The following is a 21,365-nucleotide window of genomic DNA, read 5'->3' as shown; positions in this document are numbered from 1 at the left end:
GCGCGCAACCCATCTAAAGACATAAACTGTATAGTCTTATTCGATCAGAGATGATCCCGTCAGAATGATCTAGGAAACAATAATTAACTTCCACAATCCCGAACCAAGAATCACCAGTGCAAAATGTTGAGGCAGTAAGTTTTGAATGGGTTGTCGCGCAATCTTTTGGGTTAAAAATACGCTGCACCAAAATGATCCAATGAGTGTTACTGCTTGTAAAAATTCAATCACAGCAGGATGAGCAACTGCGATCGGTAATGTTGCAATCAGTTCTGCGTTTCCTCCAAAAGTTGCTGCGGTGACGGGTAAAATTTGTCCAGCTTCGGTTAAGCCTAGATGTAAGTAATGCGCTAGACTCACGCCCAGAACCAGTGGCAGATAGCCATAGGCAAGTTCGAGAAACGGACGCGATCGCCGATTTAACAATCGCAGAATTTGGTGAAAGAGCAGTGAAATTGCTGCGGGAAACATCAGAGCAAGCATTGAAACGATCGTATGAATCCCAAAGTGGTCTAAGTGTAGATTGATGCCGAAAAGTTGTTCAACTTGAGGCAGGCGATGTAAAAAAACGGCTCCAAAGAGAAGAAATAGTAAGCACACTTCCGAATAAGACGGATGATGTGTTGTCCATAGCTCGATTCCAGGTGGACGAAGGTTAAGTTCGACAGATCGATGCGGACAGGCTTTGAGGCAAGTCATACACAATACACAGTCTTTGTTGTCTTGCAGTTGGGCGGGGTGTGAATAGATCGGACAGCCTCCAGTTTCCATGCCTTCGCCTTTTTGAGGACCGCCTTTGTAGCATTGGTAAGTTGTGCAAGTTGCGGAACAGATGCCTTGTTGCGCTCTGAGTTCAATCATAGAAAGCTTTGCAAATAGACCATTCATGCCACCGATCGGGCAAAGATATCGACACCAAAATCGCCGCTCAAATAGCACTGAAAAGATCACGGCTCCGGCTGTGATCAAAAGTAATAGACATCCAGATAAGTAAGCTGTGTTTTCTAAGTTCCAGAGTTCTTCCCATAGCAAAATCAGGGTGAACAGTCCGAACAAAAACCATCCCCCCCACTTTTCGGCAGATTGTCTTGCCCAAGGTTGAAGCTTACGGGGAAAGAGCCAGAGCGAGATTTTTTGTGCGAGTTCTCCATAAATCATAAATGGACAGATTGCACACCAAAGCCTGCCGACAAAGGGGAAGGAGATGAGAATCAGCATCCACCACCATGCCCAAAACAGATTTAAAGCAAAGTTGCGATCGCGCGTTTGCGGAGCAGCAAATAGCACAACAACTACGACTGCAAACACTCCCAAAGTAAACCCATAGTTAATCCGATCTGGCCACCAAGAACTTCTGAGAAACTGGCGGAGTTTTGGATAAGCGTTGAGCAGGTTGACTCGAAAGCGTCGATTTTTATCTCCGGCTGACCAGAAGACTTCTTCGGTAAGTTCTCTGCCTTCGGCTTGGGTAATGGCTCGGTTGAGTAAGTTTTCTAACTCTACATAATTGCCTGGAAAGTCATAACCTTGAAGTCGGCGCAATGCTTCTGGAGTAATTTTGGGTTTTGCGATGCCTCGCGATTTTGTTAGTAAACTCAGGTAGTAATCTGCTTGCAGTGCAATGTCTGATTTTCTGACGCGCAAGGGTGGGACTTTGATCACATGCGTAATCAGTTTGCATTTCTCAAGTTGCGGCAGGACTTTTTCTGAAGTCATGATCAACCGCGCTTCATACGATCGCGGTTCCGGTCCGGGTTCTCCTTCGCGCGCGATCGGGGTAAATTGCCCGGTTTTGAGCAGTTGTACGAGCTTTTCTTCAAATTCGGGTGAGATGTCTTCGAGATTGTTCAGCATGAGTGTGCCGCGCCCAATCCAATCGAGCAATCCAGGTTTGCCCACTCGTCCAAAAAGCTCAGCCCCATTCGGTTGCATGGTGTTGCAATTGATTTTGATCAAAGGTTCTTTACGATCGCTGGAACCAAAATGAATCAATGCGGCGGAATTATCTTTTTCCAGTCCCGGTTCTCCGAAAATCAGCACCGAACCGCGATCGCTGGATGCCTTTTTAATTTCCTGTCGCAGTCGGGTTGCATATCGGCTTGTGCCAACAATGCCGCGTTTTACTTTCGGCACAAGGTAAGGTCGCAATGCGATCTGTTTTTCTCGCTCGTATGCGAGTTCTGCTTCGGCTTGTTCGAGTTGGGTTGCCAATTGTCGCGAAATGGCTTGCCCCAGTTCGGAAAATTGTTGAGTGATCGCAATAAATTCTTCGCGTGGAATTGTCCAAAGCGTGCAATCATCCAGGGTAATTACGGTTTCTTCTGCGGCTTCATCTAAGAGCAATTCTTTGAGATAGACGATCGCGCCTGGAAGAAGACTAGTTGCTTTGGCGGCACTGGCTTTACTGGTGCGATAGCTCTCTAGATGCCCGTTGTAAAGAATGTAAAGGGCGTTGGGCTGAGTATCTTCGAGTCCGATGCGACGATTTTCTTGAATTTGCTGTTCTTGGATGGCTTGAGCGATCGCACTTAGCGCTTTTTCACTCAATCTTGCGAATTCTGTTCTCGATTGTAGCCATTCGATTCGCTCTGAAGTATCCATGTGATTCACCTGGATTGTATTAAACGCTTCAATCCAGCATAGAACGACTTTAGGAAGCGATCTCCTTTGCGGTTTGAGATTCGGTGAATTCGTTGAATAGGATAAAGAATTGTTGGAGCGAAGCGGTTTCGTCTGGGGAGAAGAAGCGAATGATTTTTTCCCAGGGCTGGCTGTAAGTAACGTTAAATTTTTGTTCGACCCAGGCTTGGAATTCGGCAAACTGCTGTTCTTGCAGAGTTTCGGGGATTCCAGATTGGCGACGGGCGAAGAAATAGCCTGAAAGAAAGGCGCTGAGATGGGTAATGTCCAGCTGTCCGAGATACATGGCGGGACGTTTTTCGATATTGTGGATTAAGTCAAAGAGATCCAGCATGAAATAGATGTTGTTCAATGGTGCGAAGAGTTCAATGATCATCGAGAACTTATCATTAGACTATCGTGAGAATTCAAGCCATGAATATGACTCTCAACCCTGATAATGAAAGATTTATTCAGACGCAAATTCAAACAGGCAGGTTTGCGAGTGCTGAAGAGGTCATCAACGCTGCCCTGGAAGTTTTTGCTGAACGAGAAAAGCGATTGACTGATCTGCGTCAGAAGATTCAATCTGGAACTGAGCAATTGAGAAATGGTGAGGGAGTTGATGGGGAAGCGGTTTTTGAGCGACTGCAAGCTAGAATCCAGCAACAGTCCTCTTCGGAATCATGAGCCACTATACGTTTTCACCTGATGCAATTCGAGATCTTGAAGAGATTTGTGATGGGCTGACTCTGGTTAATGCTGCTGTGGCTTCTCGGCTTTTTGATCGCATTCGACAAAAATGTAAGTTGGTGGCGGGTTTTCCAAATATGGGAAAGCGTTATGAGGAGCTTGCGCCAGACCTTCGAGGATTTGTTGTAGATAGCTATTGTGTGTTTTATTACCCACTGCCGGATGGGATTGAGATTGCCAGAGTAATTGATGGGCGGCGGGATATTGAGGCAATTTTTGGACAATTGGAAGAGTGAGTTTGAGCGATCGATAACAAACTTTAAGAAAGCATTGGGCTAATTCAGGAAAAAGATTTTATACCCTCGAAGAAGGAAGTCAGTACGGTATGTATTGATTGCGGTTTTGGGGAGTTGGAGATGCAGACAGGTTTGACTGTGAGACTTGCTCGGAAAAAGTATGAGCAGCAGTTTGCACGATCGTTTGAGCAGGTAGGAGCAGCGGCACAAAATATTCTGGTGTTTCATGGCGAAGATGGACTTGGCAAGACCGAGTTGATGAGATTTCTGGAAAAAGCGTATCGGGATCAGTGTGTGGTGCTGAATGGCAGTGCAATGAAGCGACACAATGATTTGAGTATGGAAAGATCGCTAGAGTTGCTGTTTTGCGAGTTGGCGCGAGATGGACTTGAGTTGAGAGATTTTGGATGGGCGTATGCTTATTACTTGAATTGGTCGCGTCCAGGACAAGCATATGATCCCAGCGATCGACAAGGGCGAACTGATGTCGGAGATATTATCAGTACGCTTGGCGATTTATTGGGAGCAGTTGCACAAGATTTAGAGAAACAGGTTCCATTCGCCGGAACGATGAGTAAGCTGGCTTGGTTTGCGCTGCGGTTTATGGAAAATCCGGGACGGCAGAAGGAAGTTTTGCAGCAGTTGAATGATTGTGCAGAAGCTTACGAATTTTTGGAACTGTTGCCTAAGCTTTTGATGCAGACGTTGCGATCGCAGCTTGAAGATCAGGGGCGAAAAGTTACAATTCTGATCGATGGCTATGAGGATTTGCTGGATCAGAATGGACGATGTTTGTGGTTGGAGGAAATGCTGGCAGTTGAGAATCCTGCGGTGCTTTGGGTGCTATTTGCGAAGCAGGAGATCTCAGGATTCATGGCTGCTCAACAGGTAAAAATCGAGCCGTTGACGTATGAAGAGAGTTTGAAATGGCTGGAAGGATTTGGAATCGAAGATGAGGTGATTGCAGGGCAGATTGCGATCGCATCAAAAGGAATTCCAGCGGATCTCAAATTGCGGGTTGAGATGTATCGGCAGTTTCCGCAGAGTGAGGCGCGATCGCGAGAAGAAGTGTTGCAGCAGTTGGTGCAGGGATGGGATGCGGCTGAGGCGGAAATTCTCAAGGTGTTAGCATTTGCGCGGACTTGGGATGTGGAATTGGTGAGTGCGATCGTGCAGGATCGTGACTTGGGTGAGGTTGAAGCGAGGTTGAAGCAGATTTTGGCATCGCCGTTTGTCGAGGAGCTAGAAGATCAGCTTTGGCGGTTGTATCCTTTGGTGAGCCAACATTTGCAGGCGCGATCGACCTTGCCAGAGCAGAAATTGATTCATCAGTGGTTGTATGAATTTGAGCGATCGCAACACTCTAAACAAGCAGATTTAGGGCGATTGGTTGAGTCGGTTTATCACGGCTTGCGAGGGATTGATCCTGAAGTTGTAGCAGGTTGGACGCTGGAGCAAATTGTTGCATTACAGGCGGAGTCTCGGCATACGGAAGCGATCGCTTTGATTCAGCAAACGGCACAGATGGGATCGCAGTTATCGGCAGAGTTGGGCGCGATCGCATTGATGCGGTTCGGAATGTCCCAGGTGGAATTAGGACAGACGGAGAACGCGATCGAGACTTTGGAGCAGGCGAGATCAAGTTGGGCAGCGTTGCAAAAGGCGGAATCTGCGGAGAGTGCGACGGTGGAGTTTTATCTGGGACGGGCGTATTTGCAGAGTGAGAATACGTTTGATGCGGGGAATGCGGCAGAGCGATCGAAGCGGTTGAGAATGGCGCTATTTGGTGAGGAGTCTTCGGAGGTTGTGGAGACGTTGGATCTGTTGGCGCAGGTGTTCGATCGACGAAATGAGTTAGCGAGAGCGATCGAACTGAATCGGCAGGCGTTGTGGATTTATTCGGGGTTAGAGGAGCGATCGACGTTGCGGGTGATCAAGCTGATGCAGACGCAGGCGAATCTGATGTTGCGACATGATCGATTGGATGAGGCGTTGCGGTTGTGTCAGGAGACGATTGAACTGGGAATAGAGGCATTGGGAGACCGACACCCGGAGGTGATTGTAAGCCGGGGGATGTTGGGGTTTGTGTATTTGCGGATGGGTGGGCGGAAGCTTCAGGCGGCTTATGAAGAATTGAGTGCTGCGTTGGAGTTGGGCGAGGAAGTTTTGGGAATGGATCATCCGCAAGTGCTGAACCTCTTGCGATTTTTGAGGGCAGTTTGTCGGAAGATAGGGGAATATGATGTGGCAGAGAGGTTTGCACAGCGATATAACGCGAGTGTTCAAGTCGGAGAGTTTGAGAATACAGTTGAAACGGCTTTGAGATTGAATAATCTTGGATATGCACTTCATCAGAAGGGTGAATATGGCAAAGCAGAACCACTCTATATACGATCGCTTTCAATTTATGAGCAACAATTAGGGGAAGCGCATCCGGCTACAGCAAGAGGTTTGAATAATCTGGCAGCACTGTACAAATCGCAAGGACGCTATAGCGAAGCAGAACTGCTCTATGTACGATCGCTTTCAATACGAGAGCAACAATTAGGGGAGATGCATCTGGATACAGCGCAGAGTTTGAATAATCTGGCAGGACTGTACAAATCGCAAGGACGCTACAGCGAAGCAGAACTGCTTTTAGTACGATCGCTTTCAATACGAGAACAACAATTAGGGGAGGCGCATCCGGCTACAGCAAGCAGTCTAAATAATCTGGCAGCACTGTACGACTTGCAAGGACGCTACAGCGAAGCAGAACCGCTCTATGTACGATCGCTTTCAATTCATGAGCAACAATTAGGGGAAGCGCATCCGGCTACAGCAAGCAGTCTAAATAATCTGGCAGCACTGTACGACTTGCAAGGACGCTACAGCGAAGCAGAACCGCTCTATGTACGATCGATAGAAATTGCCAAGAAAGCTTTAGGAATCGACCATCCCAACACGCAAATTTACATCCGAAATCTTGAATTGTTGCAGGAGAAAATGCAATTGAACTCTTCCAACTCTCCTTGATTTTGCTTTCAAATGAGAACATTCCTATCTGAAATACGATCGTTCTACCAAAAAATATGAAAATTCCATCTCAAAGTGCGATCGTTCTATCTTGAGTAACGAATTTTCATACAAAAAGTGTGGAAGTTCTATCTTTTTTGCTCAAAATTCCATCTCAAAGTGTGGGCGTTCTATCTTTACTGGTGAATGTTTTGAGAAAAAGATAGAACACTTCTACAAAAAGTGCGATCGTTCATCCAAAAACATAAAACGTTCCGACTCAAAATCAAAACATTCCATCTCTGAGACAGAATGGTGCATCATTTTGACTGAACGGAGCCACCAAAACAGAGAATCATTCAACTTAGGATCGAAACAGCGTGATCGTGAACCTCATCATCAAGAGATCGCAAGTAATTCCCCCCTAAGATTGCTGATCAATCATGAGCAAGAGGAAAGTAACCAATAGATAAGTTGCCTCAACGATGTGTTGAAGTCGTCGATTCGATTAAACGATCGAGATCCTTTTGCATTTGCAGACGCACCTGCTGATAACACGCTTCCACATAAGCGTGATCGTTTGCAGCATCTCGTCCATATCGTTCAAATCGAATCGGAGCGCAAACTTGAGTATGAATCTGTATTGGAAAAGGAATGTTCGGCAGTGGGCCGATCGCTAAACCCCAAGGCAATCCCAGATAAATCGGAAACACGATCGGATCAATCCCAAACAGCCAAGGCATTCCCCAGCGATGTAGTTGCTTCACGAGCGCATAGTAATCTTCGAGAACAATCAGCGTATCGTGAGCACCCCAAGAAATCGCAGGAACGATCGCCACCTTCTCTCGCAAAGCAAGCTTAATAAATGCTCGGTTCTCCTCTAAACAAATGCGATCGCGTAATCGATGTGGACGAAAAACATCATACGGGCCACCCGGATAGACCAGCACATTCGCACCACTCCGCAAAGCCGCGATCGCCATCTTAGGATGAGCCTGAACCGCACCCACTTCAGCCGCTAATTTTGTCAAAGGTGGCGGTAATACGTTCCACATCTGCGGGTGCATCAATCCATAAATTCGGCGATCGTAGCCAAATCGTTGAAACCAGTCATACATCATCATGATCATGTCTGGTGCTGCCATGCCGCCATTGTGCGAACCGACAATCAAAACAGGCTCTTCAGTGGGAATCAGTTCCCAACCGCTCGTCTGAACCCGAAAGTAATGCTCGTAAAACCATCCAAATATCGGGACGAGCGATTGAATGACTTGTGGATTACGGAGATCTAATGACCATCCGGGTTCCCTAGACGAATGGGACTGTAAAACCATGTTGCTGATTACGACGGGTTGAGAAGCAAATATAATCCTAGAGAGCAGGATAAACCATTAGGTCACTTGTAAGAAATTGAAACCTCAATTGGGATGAAACTACTTTTGATTCATGGGCTGTCGCGCAGCCCGTTTTCTCTACTCACTTTAGAACGGCGGTTACAACAGGCGGGATGGACAACAGAACAGTTTGCTTACGCTGCTGTTCTAGAATCCTATGATCAAATCGTTGAACGTCTGCGAACTCGGTTAGATGCGATCGCGGATCGAGAACCTTACGGAATTGTCGCGCACTCGCTCGGTGGATTGTTAACGCGATCGGCATTGGGAAAAATCCGCTCAGCCTTGCCCAAACAGATTGTGATGCTCGGAACTCCCAATCGTCAGCCTCGGCTTGCAACCTTCGCCAATCAGATTCCTCTGTTTCAATGGTGGACAGGTCAGTGTGGCGCAAATCTCGCAGATCCAGCCTTTTTTGACAAATTGCCTCCGCTCACGTCGTCCTATACCATCATTGCCGGAACCAGCGGTCTTAGAGGAGCATGGAGTCCCTTTGGAACAGATGTGAACGATGGCATTGTGGCATTGAATGAAACCTATCTGTCGAGCCGCGATCGCGTGATTACTTTCCCGGTGTATCACACGTTTATGATGAACGATCAACGCATTCAAGAAACCGTGGTTCAAGCATTCGATGGGCGTGTATAACGATGCTTCACACCGGGAGGAAAATACTCTGGATCACCTGTTGTTTTTAGGGTGATTTGAGGAAGTTGATAGGCTTGAGGAACATAGTTCTCAAATTCACTATTCAGCCGTTGTAACTGCTGCAAAATTGCGATCGAGATCGTTTGTTGCTTCTCTTCACTTGCACTAACGTTGGCTGCTAGCTCTACGACGATCGAGAAAATAGAATTACGATCGTCATCCTCTTTCACTTGCATGACAAACTTACCGGTGACCCAATCACAAATCGGAGATTGTTCGAGTCCGACACTGACATTCTCCGGATAGACATTTGCTCCAAAGTAAGACACAGTAAATGCCGATCGACCAAAAACATAGACAAATGGCAGGGGATGTATGCCTCGATCGCCTTGAAGTTCCTGAATCGGATCAAATCCTTGTGCTGCGAGAAACTCGATCATTTGCTCGTATGTGAGCACTCCTCCATTATCTGCAATGTGGTAGCGAATCAGCGGCAGTCCACTATCGCCAGAAAACAACAATGTTCCATCTTGGACTTCAAAAAATCGGCTCAACGGATCATACTGAACTAAAGTCGGTAAACGAGATTCCCCAAACAATTCACGAGCAGCATCGGGATGGTCTGCTAGCCACCGACGAATACAAATACTCAAAGGCGTTTCATTTCCTAGCACACCTGCATCCGCAGTTCCATACAAGCTCGCAGAATCATAGTTAATATTCGTCGAGCCAATCCGTTGCCCAACCAGCGATCGCCAAGCTTCACTAAACACTTCCCCCGCCGATACCCATTTGATGTGATAGTTCTGCCAGGGAACTCCCTGAGCAATGCCACTATCAATCACATCTTTGAGAAAGGGCGGATATCCGAGTAAAACAACTTGCTCAAATTCCGGTGCTAGCGCTTCTAGCACTCGAAAAATCTCAGCCTTTTGATTGCCAGGAGTAATCACGGTGATCGGATAGCCTTTACTTGCAACATGCCGACAGCAGCTTGCAGTAAACATTCCTCCGACCCAAGTTCCTAGCGCAAAACATACGATCGCGAGTGTACGTTTCTGATCGGCTTGAAAGCTATCGTGAAAAATCTGTTCAAATCGAGTAGCAATTTGAAATTCATCTGAGAGCGATCGAGGAAAAAAGCTCGGCTGTCCAGTTGAGCCAGAAGAGACTGCAATCATATCACAAACTTCTAACTTGCCATTGCGGCAAAGTTGAGCCAGTGAATAACGTTTGAGGTAAGAAGATTTAGTTGTGAGTGGAAGGGTCTGAAAATCAGCAAAAGTTTGAATCGATGCTGGATCGATGTTGTGTTCTTGCAAAAACGATCGATAAGCCGGGACATGAGCTGCAACCGTCTGAAACAGTCGAACAGCCTCTGTTTCTGCTTCGCCTGGAGTCGAGCGAAGCCGATCGCTCAGCGGAGTTGTGAGAAAGGATTGAAGCGAGGAAAGCATTGATTGTGATGGTGAAGAGTCCATAGGTAAGATTGAATCGCTACTGTTGCTCAACATTGGAATGGGTCGATGAAAATAGACGCTCTGCCAAAAGATGAGCAATGAATTGGTGGAATGCAGCCGCTAGCTGAGGATGATTTTTCTGCATCGCTTGTAAGTTTTGTTTGGAAAGACAATATAGACTGCTTCCTTTATCTGCGATCGCGCTCACCAAGCGAACACTATCTTGATAAAACTCAACTTCTCCTAGCACCGTACCAGAACTCAAAGTCCGCACCCGTTTAGGTTCTCCAGAGGTAGACTGGCTCAAGAGGCTCATCTGACCATTCTCTAAAAAATACAGCGTGTCTGCTGCTGCTCCTGGGGTAAATAAGATGTGATTTTCTGGGATCTGAAGTGGCTCAAGATAGCTCATAAATTGCCGAGTCTCTTCCTTTGAAAGCATCAAAAGCTCTGGGATTTGCAGAGTCAGAGGCAGAAATCGCCTTCTTCTCAATTGAATTGCTTTGAGAATCTGTTCTTCGCACCACTCAATTCCTCGATCGAGGTCAGGAAATCGACGACAGATCGGATCATCTTCGACTTTCAAACAATCATTCTGAATGAATTGCCGCTCAAGTTCAGGCGGAAGATGCGTAAAGACTAAATGTAAATCTTGTTGCTGGGCAAAGCGGCGGAGTTTGACAAAGCTAGAAACAGCAGATGAATCCAATCCATTAATCAGGTGAAAATCAAAGACGAGATAACGAATGGGCGTTTTCGCGCGTGCCAAGACATCTCGCACATGGTTGAGGAATGTATTCGATGTGCCAAAAAAGATATATCCGCGAAGACATAAGATATAAATTTGCTGCCCTTGCTGACGCAGAATTCGCTGTTGTTGAAACGATCTCTCAAAATTACTAGGGCGATTGTTGCCAAACATCTCAGAATGGATTAAAGGCGTACGGCTATAGTTCACAGCAAAGATGAGACAGGCAATCACAAGTCCAGCCCCGACTCCTTGCAGAAAACCTGATCCAGCAATAATCACCAAAATCAAGATAATCAGCGTGTACTCGATCGTCGGTAATCTCTTCCGAGCGTTGTAGAGCCATTCAATCAAGGAGTTGAGACCAATATAGAACAGGAGTCCTCCCAACAGTGGCTTCGGAACAAAGGCAATCACCTCAGTTCCTAAAAACAGAAATGCAGCGCAAAACAGGCTAGCAACGATGCCTGATAATCGACCAGTCGCCCCGGCAGAACGATTCAAAACACTGCGATTAAAAGACAGAAAGCCGACTATTCCGCCTCCAATTCCGGCTGCTAAGTTCGCAACGCCACAGGTTTTCAGTTCTCGATTGATATCAATGTCTTGTTGGCTGATGAGTTCTAATCCTGTAGCATTCAGCAGTGTTGAAAGTGCCAGGACGCACATCATTGCGAGTAGGCTGGGAATCTCCTTCCACAAAACCCGCCAATCAATCTGCAACACACTCGGCAATCCAGTAAAAGACTCCTGCTGGTTGATGCTGGACGCTGAAAATAACCAATCTTCAGCTCTTGCTTGTTCTAAAGAAATTCCCATACTTCCCAGCACGAGATAGGTCAGCACAAATCCTGCAAGCAAAAATGCAGGAACGACAAGATAGTGGTTATACCGACTAAGAACGAGTTTGAGCAGCAGCGCAAATCCCGCAGCAGATAGCCAATGAAGCAAATGGCTCAAGTGAAATAAGGCGCTAAAATTTTCAAATTCTAAAGCTATCCCAGTCGTGACAACAAATCCACCGCGAATGATCAGCCAACCCGCTCCAGCGAGGAATCCGCCAATCACAGGGTAAGGAATAAAGCGAACAAATTGTCCTAGCTGTAAATAGTTCAGTCCGATTAAGAAAATACCAGACACAATAGAACTGATCACCAGCATTGTCCAGACAGTTGGTAAAAGACTGGGTGCATTGCTTAACTGAGATGCAATTGCGCTTGCCATCAGGGCGAGAATGGCAGAGGTATTAGAATCTGGACCTGCGATCGCGCAGGTAAAAGAACTCTTCAGCGCAACTGCAATCCCAACGATCGTGGCACTAATCAGAGCACTATAAATGCCAGCAGACAGATGAGTGCTCAGACTACCAGAGAAAATCAGCGCTGCGAAGGATAGACTATACGTAACACACACTAACCCAGAAATTAGCCCTGCCAGAATGTTCGGAAAAACAGGCGACTGGACGGAGCGGTTAAAGTATTTAGAAATCATCAGAGAAGCTTTGTCTTGAAAGTTCACGACAAACTGAGAGAAGGATCTGAACTTGATAGGCTCGTCAAGCCTTCCTGACGAATAGACTGTTGAGCGTCACAATCTATAAGGGTTTGAGCCATGAATACTAGTCTTCAACTGCTCTCTACTCTACAATTTGGTTGTCGTGGAAGGATCATAACATCATTATTTCCTCCAATTTACTACGGAATCGATCGGCTAACTTGAACTTAGTCAGTTGTCAACTGCTCGATTTCTAGCCCAATGCGAAAGAGGTCAAACAATGCTTTCGTCTTCAAAACAGGAAGCCAAGGGTACACCTGTGATTGCAAGTCTCACTGCTGGGCTGATTCTCGGGATCATCAAACAGCAATGCTTTCGTACTATCTGTTGAATGAAGCCGGATTGCTGGTTCTGGAATTGCCGAAAGTGATCTGGCAAAAAGTCTAAGAGAATAGGCAAAACTCAATCACTACGCACGAAAGCTTGGCGACTATATGGATAAAGTCGTGCTTAGGAACTTAGTACAAGTATATTTTCCTTGAATATAAACCCTACTAAAGTAAATCTGCTTTTAAAGGGTTTAATTGTATCTCAGGGAACAATTTGAATTTGTTCGCTGATGTTGTGTTTTCGACTTCAAACGCTCCTGATGTCGTTATGATCAGGGTTTGCAACACTGAATCTTGAGAGAACCTGTGTTTGCATTGGTTAAAAATGTAGTGAGGGCTTTGAACTCGTGAACTTATTTGATCAGCGTGATTCCGCCGCACCGCTTGCTGCAAGAATGCGTCCAAGAACGATCGATGAATTTGTTGGACAAACTGCGATCGTGGGTCAAGGACGCTTACTCCGTCGTGCAATTCAAGCTGATCAATTGTCATCGCTGATTTTTTACGGACCTCCTGGCACTGGAAAGACGACGCTTGCTCAAATTATTGCGAACACAACGCAAGCTCACTTTATTGCGATTAATGCTGTTCTTGCCGGGATTAAAGATATTCGCGATGCCATTGCAACTGCGCAAGAACGTCGCAAAACCTTCAATCAACGCACAATTTTATTCGTTGATGAAGTTCATCGATTCAACAAAGCTCAGCAAGATGCATTGCTGCCTTGGGTTGAAAATGGAACAGTTATCCTCATCGGTGCAACAACCGAAAATCCCTATTTTGAGGTGAATAAAGCTTTAGTTAGTCGATCTCGTCTTTTTCAACTAAAACCGCTTGCTTCAGAAGATCTAAAGCAAGTTGTTGAACAGACCCTTCACGATTCGGAGCGAGGATATGGAAGCCTGAAGATTCAGATAGATGCCGATGCGATCGCTCATCTGGTTAACATTGCGAATGGCGATGCTCGATCATTGCTCAATGCTTTAGAGCTTGCAGTTGAAACTACCCCACCGAATCAGCAAGGTATCATTCACATCACGGTTGCCATTGCTGAAGAATCCATTCAGCAACGAGCCGTGCTTTACGACAAAGAAGGCGATGCCCATTTCGATACGATTAGTGCTTTCATTAAAAGCTTGCGCGGTTCTGATCCGGATGCTGCGCTGTATTGGTTAGCTCGAATGATTTATGCCGGAGAAGATCCGCGATTTATCTTGCGCCGTATGTTGATTTTAGCGAGTGAAGATGTGGGCTTAGCAGATCCGAATGCAGTTGTCACAGTCAATGCTTGTGCAGAGGCATTCGATCGAGTGGGAATGCCAGAAGGGCGCTATCCGTTAGCTCAAGCAGCCCTCTATCTAGCAAATGCACCAAAATCAAACAGCGTGATGGGCTTCTTTGATGCGCTGTCAGCAGTAGAACGAGAACGTGAATCAGATGTCCCTCTGCATTTGAGAGATCCGAATCGAGATAAAGAAGGCTTTGGACATGGTGCGAACTATCTCTATCCACACTCATATCGCGAACATTGGGTCGCACAGCAATACTTACCCAGTAGCCTGCAAGGGCAAGTCTTTTATCAACCTTCAGATCAAGGCTTTGAAGCAACGATTCGAGATAAAGTCCAGCGCGATCGCGAAGCACAACTGGCAGCTTTTGTCGAAGGAATTGGGGAAAGACTGACGACGAGTCCGAAGAATTCGAGCTTAGATCGATGGCTAGCTCGATCGCTGAGCCAAGTCGGAGAAAGATTGGGAACTGTACGCGATCGCATTTTTGCACTAGCACATCTTCAACGTCATCATCTCGTTCTCGATTTGAATGCAGGCAGTGGATTATTACTTTGGGAGGCAGTTCGCCAAGTTCCTGAAGGAGGAGTATATGGCCATGTAGGAACCGAAAAAGAGTTCGCAGCTCTTAATGAACAAATACAATCCTTACCCGAACTCTCTCGCCCGATTCTTGTTCAAGCGTTATCTCAACCTCTGAAGTTCGATCGCATCATCGGGCGCAATGCACTCTATGCGGAATCGGATAAAGTTAGCGCGATTGCAGCTTTGTCTGCATTACTTGAATCTCATGGTCAAATTGTTTTAGCAGAATCGATGCCAAGGGCTGCCCAACGGTTGTATCAACTTGCTGATCGACTCTGGTTGAAGCCGAAACTATACGATCGCTGGCAACAAGCCGAAGAAGCAATTTATCTGAATCCAGACGATCCAAAACTGAATTGGTCAATTGAAACGTTGCAAGCTAATTTTGAGCAAGCAGGGTTTGAGGTTGAAGTGCAGACTGAGCAGACCCAAACTGAAGTGTATTTATCGCGATCGCTTTTCGATCGTTGGTTCACATCCGGTTCTGAGCAACTCACCTATGCTGAACACTTAGCGCAATCCTTGAAGCCTGCGGAAGTAGCGCAGATTCAACAGCTTTTCTCAACTCGCTTGCTCAATCAAACGGTGAAGTGGAAAAGCAGTACGTTATGGCTGCAAGCGAAAAAGCGTCCTTGATGTGAGTTTGATAGAATCAGAGCGAAAGTAAAAGCAATGGAATTCGCGATGCTCTCTACTCCTCAACCTTCCACTGTTTCACTCGCGGGCTGTCTGCGGGAAGTTCATCATCTCGCGTTGAACGTAAAAGATTTACAAGTCGCGCGGCATTTTTATGGCACGGTTTTAGGACTGCACGAACTGACCGGGGCAGAAGTGCCTGAGACGTTAAAGGCGGAAGTGGAAGCAGGAAAAATTGCCAATTTCAAAACCCCCGACGGAACGATTATCGATTTATTTTGGGAGCCAGAACTATCGCCACCCGATTCTGACCCGAAACAGCAATTTACTCGAATGAATCATTTTGCATTTGATATTGCGCCCGAATTATTCGATCGAGCCGTTGAAGTGCTCCATCATTACAACGTGCTCATCGATCACGGACCTGTTTCTCGCCCAACCGGACGCGGAATTTATTTTTACGATCCCGATGGATTTATGTTAGAAATTCGCTGCGATCGCCAACCGTAACTCGCTCAACTCAAATCCCCAACATTCTCTGGTAACTTCACCGTTACCCCGAACTTATCTGCTAAAAATCGTGCATCCTCAACAAAGGCATCAGCCCTTCCCGTTTGCTGAATCGCAGGCAATGCCGTCCCCAACAACGCTAAAAAATACGCCTTAATCCGCTGTGGCTTTCGACGGTATGCCACTTTCATCTCATTCTGCAAATCTTCTAGATACACACAAGCAATCTCCGCACGATCGCTCGGCAACGCCTCCACAATCGGCTGGACTCGGTCTAACGCCTGAATAATCAACTCCATCTCATTCGATGCGGTCGGAGCTACGGTCTGCTCGATCGTCTGCACTACTGCATCTGGAGCCACCTTGACCAGTGCCGCCTTGCCTTTGTCGGTTAAATACGCGCGTACCACTTGGAACTCGCGTGTCGCATTATCGTAAACCTTCGCCACCTTGAGATAGCCATCTTCAGCCAGCGTATCCAAGTAATAGCGAATCATCTGCATCGAAGACCCGATCTCATCTGCAATCCCCTCGCCTGTTGTATGTCCGGCATCAATAATCGACAAGATTCGCTGCTGCTTCTCGTTCAATAACATAGAGGGGTCTATTCTAAGAAAGGTTTACACTTTAGCAAATTTTAAGTCGCTCTCCTCCTTGTGTTTGCAAACTTTTAGAAGCTCGCGAAAAAGTGCGGAGATTCACTAAACTTAAATAGATTTGTCATCGACAGAGTTCAGGAGGACTTGTGCGCTTGTTCACGACCGTTGCGGGATTGCGGTGCTATCTAAAATCGGTACAGAAAAAACAGCCCGTGGCGACGGATTCAGCAGAATCGACGATCGGGTTCGTCCCCACAATGGGTGCACTCCACACCGGGCATCTGAGCTTAATTGAGCGCGCACGTCAAGAAAATCAAATCGTTGTTGTCAGCATTTTCGTCAATCCATTGCAGTTTGGCGTGAACGAAGACTTTGGACGGTATCCTCGAACTCTGGAGCGAGATCGTGCCTTGTGCGAACAAGCCGGAGTCGATGTCATATTTGCGCCCACCGTCGCTGAAATGGCGACAGTTCCCCCGATCCAAACTCGGGTTCAACCTCCCGCTGAAATGATGTCCGGGTTGTGTGGTGTCGTGCGTCCTGGGCACTTTGAAGGGGTAGCGACGATTGTGACAAAATTCTTTAATTTAGTCCAACCCGATCGCGCTTATTTTGGTCAGAAAGATGCCCAACAGCTTGCCATTCTTCAACAAGTCGTTCGAGATTTGAATCTGCCCGTTACGATCGTGCCTTGCCCGATTGTCCGCGAACCAAGCGGTTTAGCGCTGAGTTCCCGGAACCAATATCTTAGTGATGAAGAAAGAATAAAGGCAAGCGCGCTTTATCGAGGATTGTCACAAGCTGAAAAACTATTTCGATCTGGGGAGCGTGTAAGTGCTACCTTAGTGCAGGCAGTTAAACAGGAACTCGAAAAAGTCCCGTCACTGCAACCGGAGTATATCGAACTTGTAGATCCGATGACGCTGAAATCTTTAGACACCGTAACTGATGAGGGCTTGCTGGCATTGGCGGCGCGCCTGGGTTCGACCCGCCTGATCGACAACACAATCTTGCGCGATCGTCGTCCTATTATTGCGATCGATGGACCAGCAGGTGCAGGCAAATCGACCGTAGCACGCAGCGTAGCGAAACAATTGGGACTGTTTTATCTCGATACAGGCGCAATGTATCGGGCGTTAACCTGGTTTGTACTCGAAGCTGGAGTCGATTTGCGCGATGAACCAGCCGTTGCTGAGTTGGCGCATCAGTGTGAGATCGATTTTCAAACCGATACGGCAATTCCAGTTGTATTGGTGAATGGACAGGATGTAACCCAAGCAATTCGGACTCCGGAAGTGACGGCGCATGTTTCGACGATCGCGGCGCAGGCAGCCGTGCGTGAGGCATTGGTCAAACAGCAGCAAAGTTATGGTCGGCGCGGCGGCATCGTAGTAGATGGGCGTGACATCGGAACGCATGTTTTTCCAGATGCAGAAGTCAAAATTTATCTGACAGCTTCAATTCAGGAACGGGCGCGACGCAGACAGCTTGATCTCAAAAGTATGGGTCAACCTGCGGCGAATCTCGCAGATTTAGAGCAGGCGATTTTTGAGCGCGATCGCAAAGATAGCACTCGCACAATTTCACCTTTGAGAAAGGCATCAGATGCGATCGAGATTCAATCCGATGCAATGAGTGTGGCGGATGTGCTGAATACGATCGTCAGCCTGTATCAAGAGAAGACTGCTTCTCTCAGCTTAGACTCCTTAGAAATCTAATGTTAGAAATCTAATGGCATTCCCTCTACTTTCTCTGCCGCAGAATTTGCCAGAAAAAGTAGAGGGAATTTTTTGCAGAATGATTCTGAATCTTCTATGCTCGAACAAACTACGGGCGCAAACCTGTTTTACATTTAGCGTCTCTTCGTCTCGTTAACTTTCAGCAATTTCGGGAACTTTCAGCGATTTCGGGATTCCCATCCTCCGGTGACTGCATTATTCCTCGTCTCACGCGCTACCATGAATAAACCGCCACTTTAGGCAATTGTTTCAGGCAAGCTGCTATGGAATCACCGATTAAGGCTGTTCAGTCCTCGACTTACTATGGCGATGCGTCTTATCGCACGCCCCCTCCAGACCTCGCATCTCTGATGCTGAAAGAGCGCATTGTATATCTCGGTGGACCTCTGCACTCGATCGATGAATATCGCAGAAACCCCAACCAAGACTACACTCGTCTGATCATCGCACAGCTCTTATATCTGCAATTCGACGATCCCGAAAAACCGATTTTCTTCTATATCAACTCCACCGGAACCTCGTGGCAAGGAGAAACGATTGGGTTTGAAACCGAAGCGTTTGCAGTCTGTGACACGATTAATTACATCAAACCTCCCGTTCACACAATCTGCATCGGTCAAGCAGTCGGAACGGCGGCAATGATTCTCTCTGCCGGAACCAAAGGCTTCCGAGCTAGTCTTCCTCATGCCACGATCGTGCTCAATCAACCCAAATCGGGCACACGCGGACAAGCGACAGATATTCAAATTCGAGCAAAAGAAGTCCTCGACAACCGCGCGGCAATCCTGGACATTCTTTCTAAGAACACCGGACAGTCGATCGAGAAAATCATCAAAGACACCGATCGCACCTTCTATCTAACTCCGCAAGAAGCAAAAGAGTATGGGCTAATCGATCGGGTTCTCGAAAGCACCAAGGAATTACCCAAACCTGTTGCTGCCTTGACATAATTTCGAGGAATAGGGGAATGGGGAGAATTTAAACGGATTCCCCACTCCCCCACTCCCCACTCCCCACCTTCTACTTCTTTTGCCCTATGCAAGTTCCTTACCGCCTCCCCGGCAGTCAAATGGTGCAGTGGGTGGACATTTACACCCGCATGGCATTCGAGCGAATCATTTTCCTCGATGACGAAATCGACGACAACAACGCCAATGGGATCGTTGCACTCTTGCTGTATCTCAATTCAGAAGACGCAACCAAACCCATTTATCTCTACATCAACTCTCCTGGTGAAGCCTTTGGAGGAGTCTCGTCGCTCGCGGCGAGTATGGCAATCTACGACACGATGCAATACATCAAAGCACCCGTTCATACGATTTGTATGGGAATGGCAGCGAGTAGCGCCGTCTTGTTATTGTCGTCCGGTACAAAAGGCTCAAGGCTGAGTTTGCCGAACGCTGAAATTGTGCTGTCTCCGCAATACGGGCGATCGCGCGGTCAAGCCACAGACATTCAAGTGGATGCGAAAAAGGTACTTGCCGATCGCGCAACGTTCCTCGAAATTCTCTCGATGAATACGGGGCAATCGGTTGAGAAACTGACCAAAGATCTCGATCGCAGATTCTATCTCACTGCTCAAGAAGCAAAAGACTACGGACTCATCGATCGAGTTCTGGAAAGCCCCAAAGAGTTACCCAAGCAAATTCCCGCTTTAGTTTAATTACCCAAGAGACTGTCCTATGCCAATTGGAACTCCCAAAGTCCCGTATCGTTTGCCAGGTAGCTCCTATGAGCAATGGATCGATATCTATCAGCGCTTAAGCTTAGAGCGCATCATTTTCTTGAGCCAAGACGTAGATGACAATATCGCTAACCAAATCGTGGCGATCATGCTCTACCTCGACTCTGAAGATCCGACGAAACCGATTCAGTTGTATATCAATTCCCCCGGTGGCTCTGTCACAGCAGGGATGGCGATCTACGACACCATGCAGCACATCAAATCTGAAGTGATCACCATTTGTGTGGGTCTAGCAGCCTCAATGGGTGCATTCTTACTTGCCGCTGGCAGCAAAGGCAAACGGGTTGCACTACCGCACACCCGGATCATGATTCACCAGCCGTTAGGGGGAACCGGTCGTCAGCAAGCAACCGACATCGAAATCGAAGCGAGAGAAATCATTCGGATGCGTCGGCAACTGAATGAAATGCTGGCTGAGCGTACAGGTCAACCGCTGGAGAAGATTGAGCGGGATACCGATCGCGATTATTTCATGTCTGCTGCTGAAGCAAAAGAATATGGATTAATCGATCGCGTGATCGAAACCGTTTAATGATGATTTGCAGTGTGCTCTAGCAAATTTTGTTCGCTAGAGTGAATGATTCAGCACGATTCGTCAAATCTGCGATACACCAAATTCAAAAACAAGTGGCAGAATGCAAATAGTTCTGCCCTTTTTTGTATTCATGAACATTGCTGATTCTTATCGACTCTTAGGATTGAGGGCAGGAGCGACCTACGAAGACATCAAAACTGCTTATCGTCGGCTCGCCCGTCAACTGCATCCTGATCTGAATCCAAATGACGATCGCGCAAAAGAACGCTTCATCCGCATCACTGAGGCATATCAATTTTTGCTGAGCATTCTGCCTGCTGAAGTGTCACCCCAAGATCCCCCTGTTGCAGCAGAACCCGCAGAAATCAAAGTCAAAGTTCATAAAGTCGCACAGAATCCCGATGCGCCAGAACTCTCATTGGTCGATCGCCATCTTCTACAGTCGTCCTATGAGCAACTGCAAGACTTATTCAAACAAAAGAAATTCCCGCGCGCAATTGCTTTAGCAGAAGGATTAGCGCAACGCTTTCCTGATCACCCCGATGTTCGACAATGGCAAGCGATCACTTATCACCGTTGGGGACAACATCTGATTCAAGATCGCGATTATGAAAAAGCCCGGAATTATTTGAAAAAGGCGCTCCGTACTGATCCCCACAATCGCAGACTTTGGGCAGAAATCGAACAAGACTTTCGTCGTCTTGAAGAAAAAATTTATCGACGGCGCTAGCTGCAATTCAGCCAAAAAACGTACTCCGAGGCGCGTATTTTGGTATAGGATGAATGTAGAAGGCTACATTGAGCAAGCTTGCTCTGCGTAGTTTCATATAAATTTTCGACTTTATATAACTCGTTGCCAAGACTTTCACATTTAACAGATTGGCAGTAAAGGTAGATAAAAACTTCACGGTTCTTCAATCATTTCTGACTCGGTTTTTAGAAGTAACCAAACGTTCCCAGGTGCGATTGCTGAATGATCGGTATGTTGATCCA

General features: G+C 46.8%; 17 protein-coding genes. 11 read left to right on the top strand and 6 right to left on the bottom strand.

Features of this window, described 5'->3' with window-relative positions; translation table 11 throughout:
• Positions 1-69: 69 nt before the first annotated feature.
• Positions 70-2,601 carry a sigma 54-interacting transcriptional regulator gene (locus ACMUEV_RS08225; protein WP_190650554.1) on the bottom strand — a complete coding sequence of 844 codons (2,532 nt, stop codon included), beginning with the start codon at positions 2,599-2,601 and terminating at the stop codon, positions 70-72.
• A 49-nt stretch (positions 2,602-2,650) separates the two neighbouring features.
• Positions 2,651-3,016, bottom strand: coding sequence for a hypothetical protein (locus ACMUEV_RS08220; protein ID WP_199329435.1), 366 nt, complete (start codon positions 3,014-3,016; stop codon positions 2,651-2,653).
• A 38-nt stretch (positions 3,017-3,054) separates the two neighbouring features.
• On the opposite strand from ACMUEV_RS08220, the gene ACMUEV_RS08215 reads away from it, so the two are divergent.
• The 3 genes from ACMUEV_RS08215 to ACMUEV_RS08205 all read left to right on the top strand — a co-directional run bounded on the left by ACMUEV_RS08215 (position 3,055) and on the right by ACMUEV_RS08205 (position 6,623).
• The gene (locus tag ACMUEV_RS08215; RefSeq protein WP_190650552.1) at positions 3,055-3,309 is read left to right on the top strand and encodes a type II toxin-antitoxin system ParD family antitoxin; all 255 of its coding nucleotides are present in this window, start codon (positions 3,055-3,057) and stop codon (positions 3,307-3,309) included.
• Positions 3,306-3,608 (top strand): type II toxin-antitoxin system RelE/ParE family toxin, encoded by a 303-nt coding sequence (locus ACMUEV_RS08210; RefSeq protein ID WP_190650549.1) that lies wholly within the window; start codon positions 3,306-3,308, stop codon positions 3,606-3,608. The genes ACMUEV_RS08215 and ACMUEV_RS08210 overlap by 4 nt, the downstream gene beginning before the upstream one ends.
• Before the next feature lie 120 nt (positions 3,609-3,728).
• Positions 3,729-6,623, top strand: coding sequence for a tetratricopeptide repeat protein (locus ACMUEV_RS08205; RefSeq protein ID WP_190650547.1), 2,895 nt, complete (start codon positions 3,729-3,731; stop codon positions 6,621-6,623).
• A gap of 458 nt (positions 6,624-7,081) precedes the next feature.
• Here ACMUEV_RS08205 and ACMUEV_RS08200 read toward each other — a convergent pair whose 3' ends face one another.
• Positions 7,082-7,936, bottom strand: coding sequence for a lysophospholipid acyltransferase family protein (locus ACMUEV_RS08200; protein ID WP_190650545.1), 855 nt, complete (start codon positions 7,934-7,936; stop codon positions 7,082-7,084).
• Between the two features lie 93 nt (positions 7,937-8,029).
• Between ACMUEV_RS08200 and ACMUEV_RS08195 the strand changes: the two genes are divergently transcribed.
• Positions 8,030-8,644 carry an esterase/lipase family protein gene (locus ACMUEV_RS08195; RefSeq protein WP_190650543.1) on the top strand — a complete coding sequence of 205 codons (615 nt, stop codon included), beginning with the start codon at positions 8,030-8,032 and terminating at the stop codon, positions 8,642-8,644.
• Here the strand turns inward: ACMUEV_RS08195 and ACMUEV_RS08190 are convergent.
• Both ACMUEV_RS08190 and ACMUEV_RS08185 read right to left on the bottom strand, forming a co-directional pair.
• Positions 8,620-10,101: a phenylacetate--CoA ligase family protein gene (locus tag ACMUEV_RS08190; RefSeq protein ID WP_190650541.1), complete on the bottom strand. Its 1,482-nt coding sequence runs from the start codon at positions 10,099-10,101 to the stop codon at positions 8,620-8,622. The genes ACMUEV_RS08195 and ACMUEV_RS08190 overlap by 25 nt on opposite strands.
• 40 nt (positions 10,102-10,141) lie before the next feature.
• Positions 10,142-12,370 (bottom strand): SulP family inorganic anion transporter, encoded by a 2,229-nt coding sequence (locus ACMUEV_RS08185; protein WP_190650539.1) that lies wholly within the window; start codon positions 12,368-12,370, stop codon positions 10,142-10,144.
• 712 nt (positions 12,371-13,082) lie between these two features.
• On the opposite strand from ACMUEV_RS08185, the gene ACMUEV_RS08180 reads away from it, so the two are divergent.
• Together ACMUEV_RS08180 and ACMUEV_RS08175 are read left to right on the top strand one after the other, a co-directional pair.
• Positions 13,083-15,245 (top strand): AAA family ATPase, encoded by a 2,163-nt coding sequence (locus tag ACMUEV_RS08180; RefSeq protein WP_190650537.1) that lies wholly within the window; start codon positions 13,083-13,085, stop codon positions 15,243-15,245.
• 36 nt (positions 15,246-15,281) lie between these two features.
• Positions 15,282-15,755: a VOC family protein gene (locus tag ACMUEV_RS08175; RefSeq protein WP_242044346.1), complete on the top strand. Its 474-nt coding sequence runs from the start codon at positions 15,282-15,284 to the stop codon at positions 15,753-15,755.
• Positions 15,756-15,760: 5 nt separating this feature from the next.
• On the opposite strand, the gene ACMUEV_RS08170 is transcribed toward ACMUEV_RS08175, so the two are convergent.
• On the bottom strand, positions 15,761-16,351 hold the full coding sequence (locus ACMUEV_RS08170) for a transcriptional regulator (RefSeq protein ID WP_017289598.1): 591 nt from the start codon (positions 16,349-16,351) through the stop codon (positions 15,761-15,763).
• A gap of 149 nt (positions 16,352-16,500) precedes the next feature.
• Here ACMUEV_RS08170 and ACMUEV_RS08165 point away from each other — a divergent pair, with 149 nt between their 5' ends.
• The 5 genes from ACMUEV_RS08165 to ACMUEV_RS08145 all read left to right on the top strand — a co-directional run bounded on the left by ACMUEV_RS08165 (position 16,501) and on the right by ACMUEV_RS08145 (position 21,102).
• The gene (locus ACMUEV_RS08165) at positions 16,501-18,072 is read left to right on the top strand and encodes a bifunctional pantoate--beta-alanine ligase/(d)CMP kinase (RefSeq protein ID WP_017289599.1); all 1,572 of its coding nucleotides are present in this window, start codon (positions 16,501-16,503) and stop codon (positions 18,070-18,072) included.
• A 284-nt stretch (positions 18,073-18,356) separates the two neighbouring features.
• Positions 18,357-19,043: an ATP-dependent Clp protease proteolytic subunit gene (locus ACMUEV_RS08160; protein ID WP_017289600.1), complete on the top strand. Its 687-nt coding sequence runs from the start codon at positions 18,357-18,359 to the stop codon at positions 19,041-19,043.
• 86 nt (positions 19,044-19,129) lie between these two features.
• Entirely contained in the window at positions 19,130-19,756 is a 627-nt protein-coding gene (locus ACMUEV_RS08155) for an ATP-dependent Clp protease proteolytic subunit (protein ID WP_036044782.1), read from the top strand.
• Between the two features lie 19 nt (positions 19,757-19,775).
• Entirely contained in the window at positions 19,776-20,369 is a 594-nt protein-coding gene (locus tag ACMUEV_RS08150) for an ATP-dependent Clp protease proteolytic subunit (protein WP_017289602.1), read from the top strand.
• 133 nt (positions 20,370-20,502) lie between these two features.
• A complete protein-coding gene (locus ACMUEV_RS08145; protein ID WP_190650535.1) occupies positions 20,503-21,102 on the top strand; it encodes a J domain-containing protein in 600 nt (199 codons plus the stop codon).
• The last annotated feature ends 263 nt before the right edge of the window (positions 21,103-21,365 follow it).

The sequence above is a fragment of the Leptolyngbya sp. FACHB-1624 genome (assembly GCF_047649235.1).
GTDB lineage: Bacteria > Cyanobacteriota > Cyanobacteriia > Leptolyngbyales > Leptolyngbyaceae > Leptolyngbya > Leptolyngbya boryana.
The sequence above is the reverse complement of the archived record's forward strand: the minus strand, read 5'-3'. Positions and strand labels throughout refer to the sequence as shown.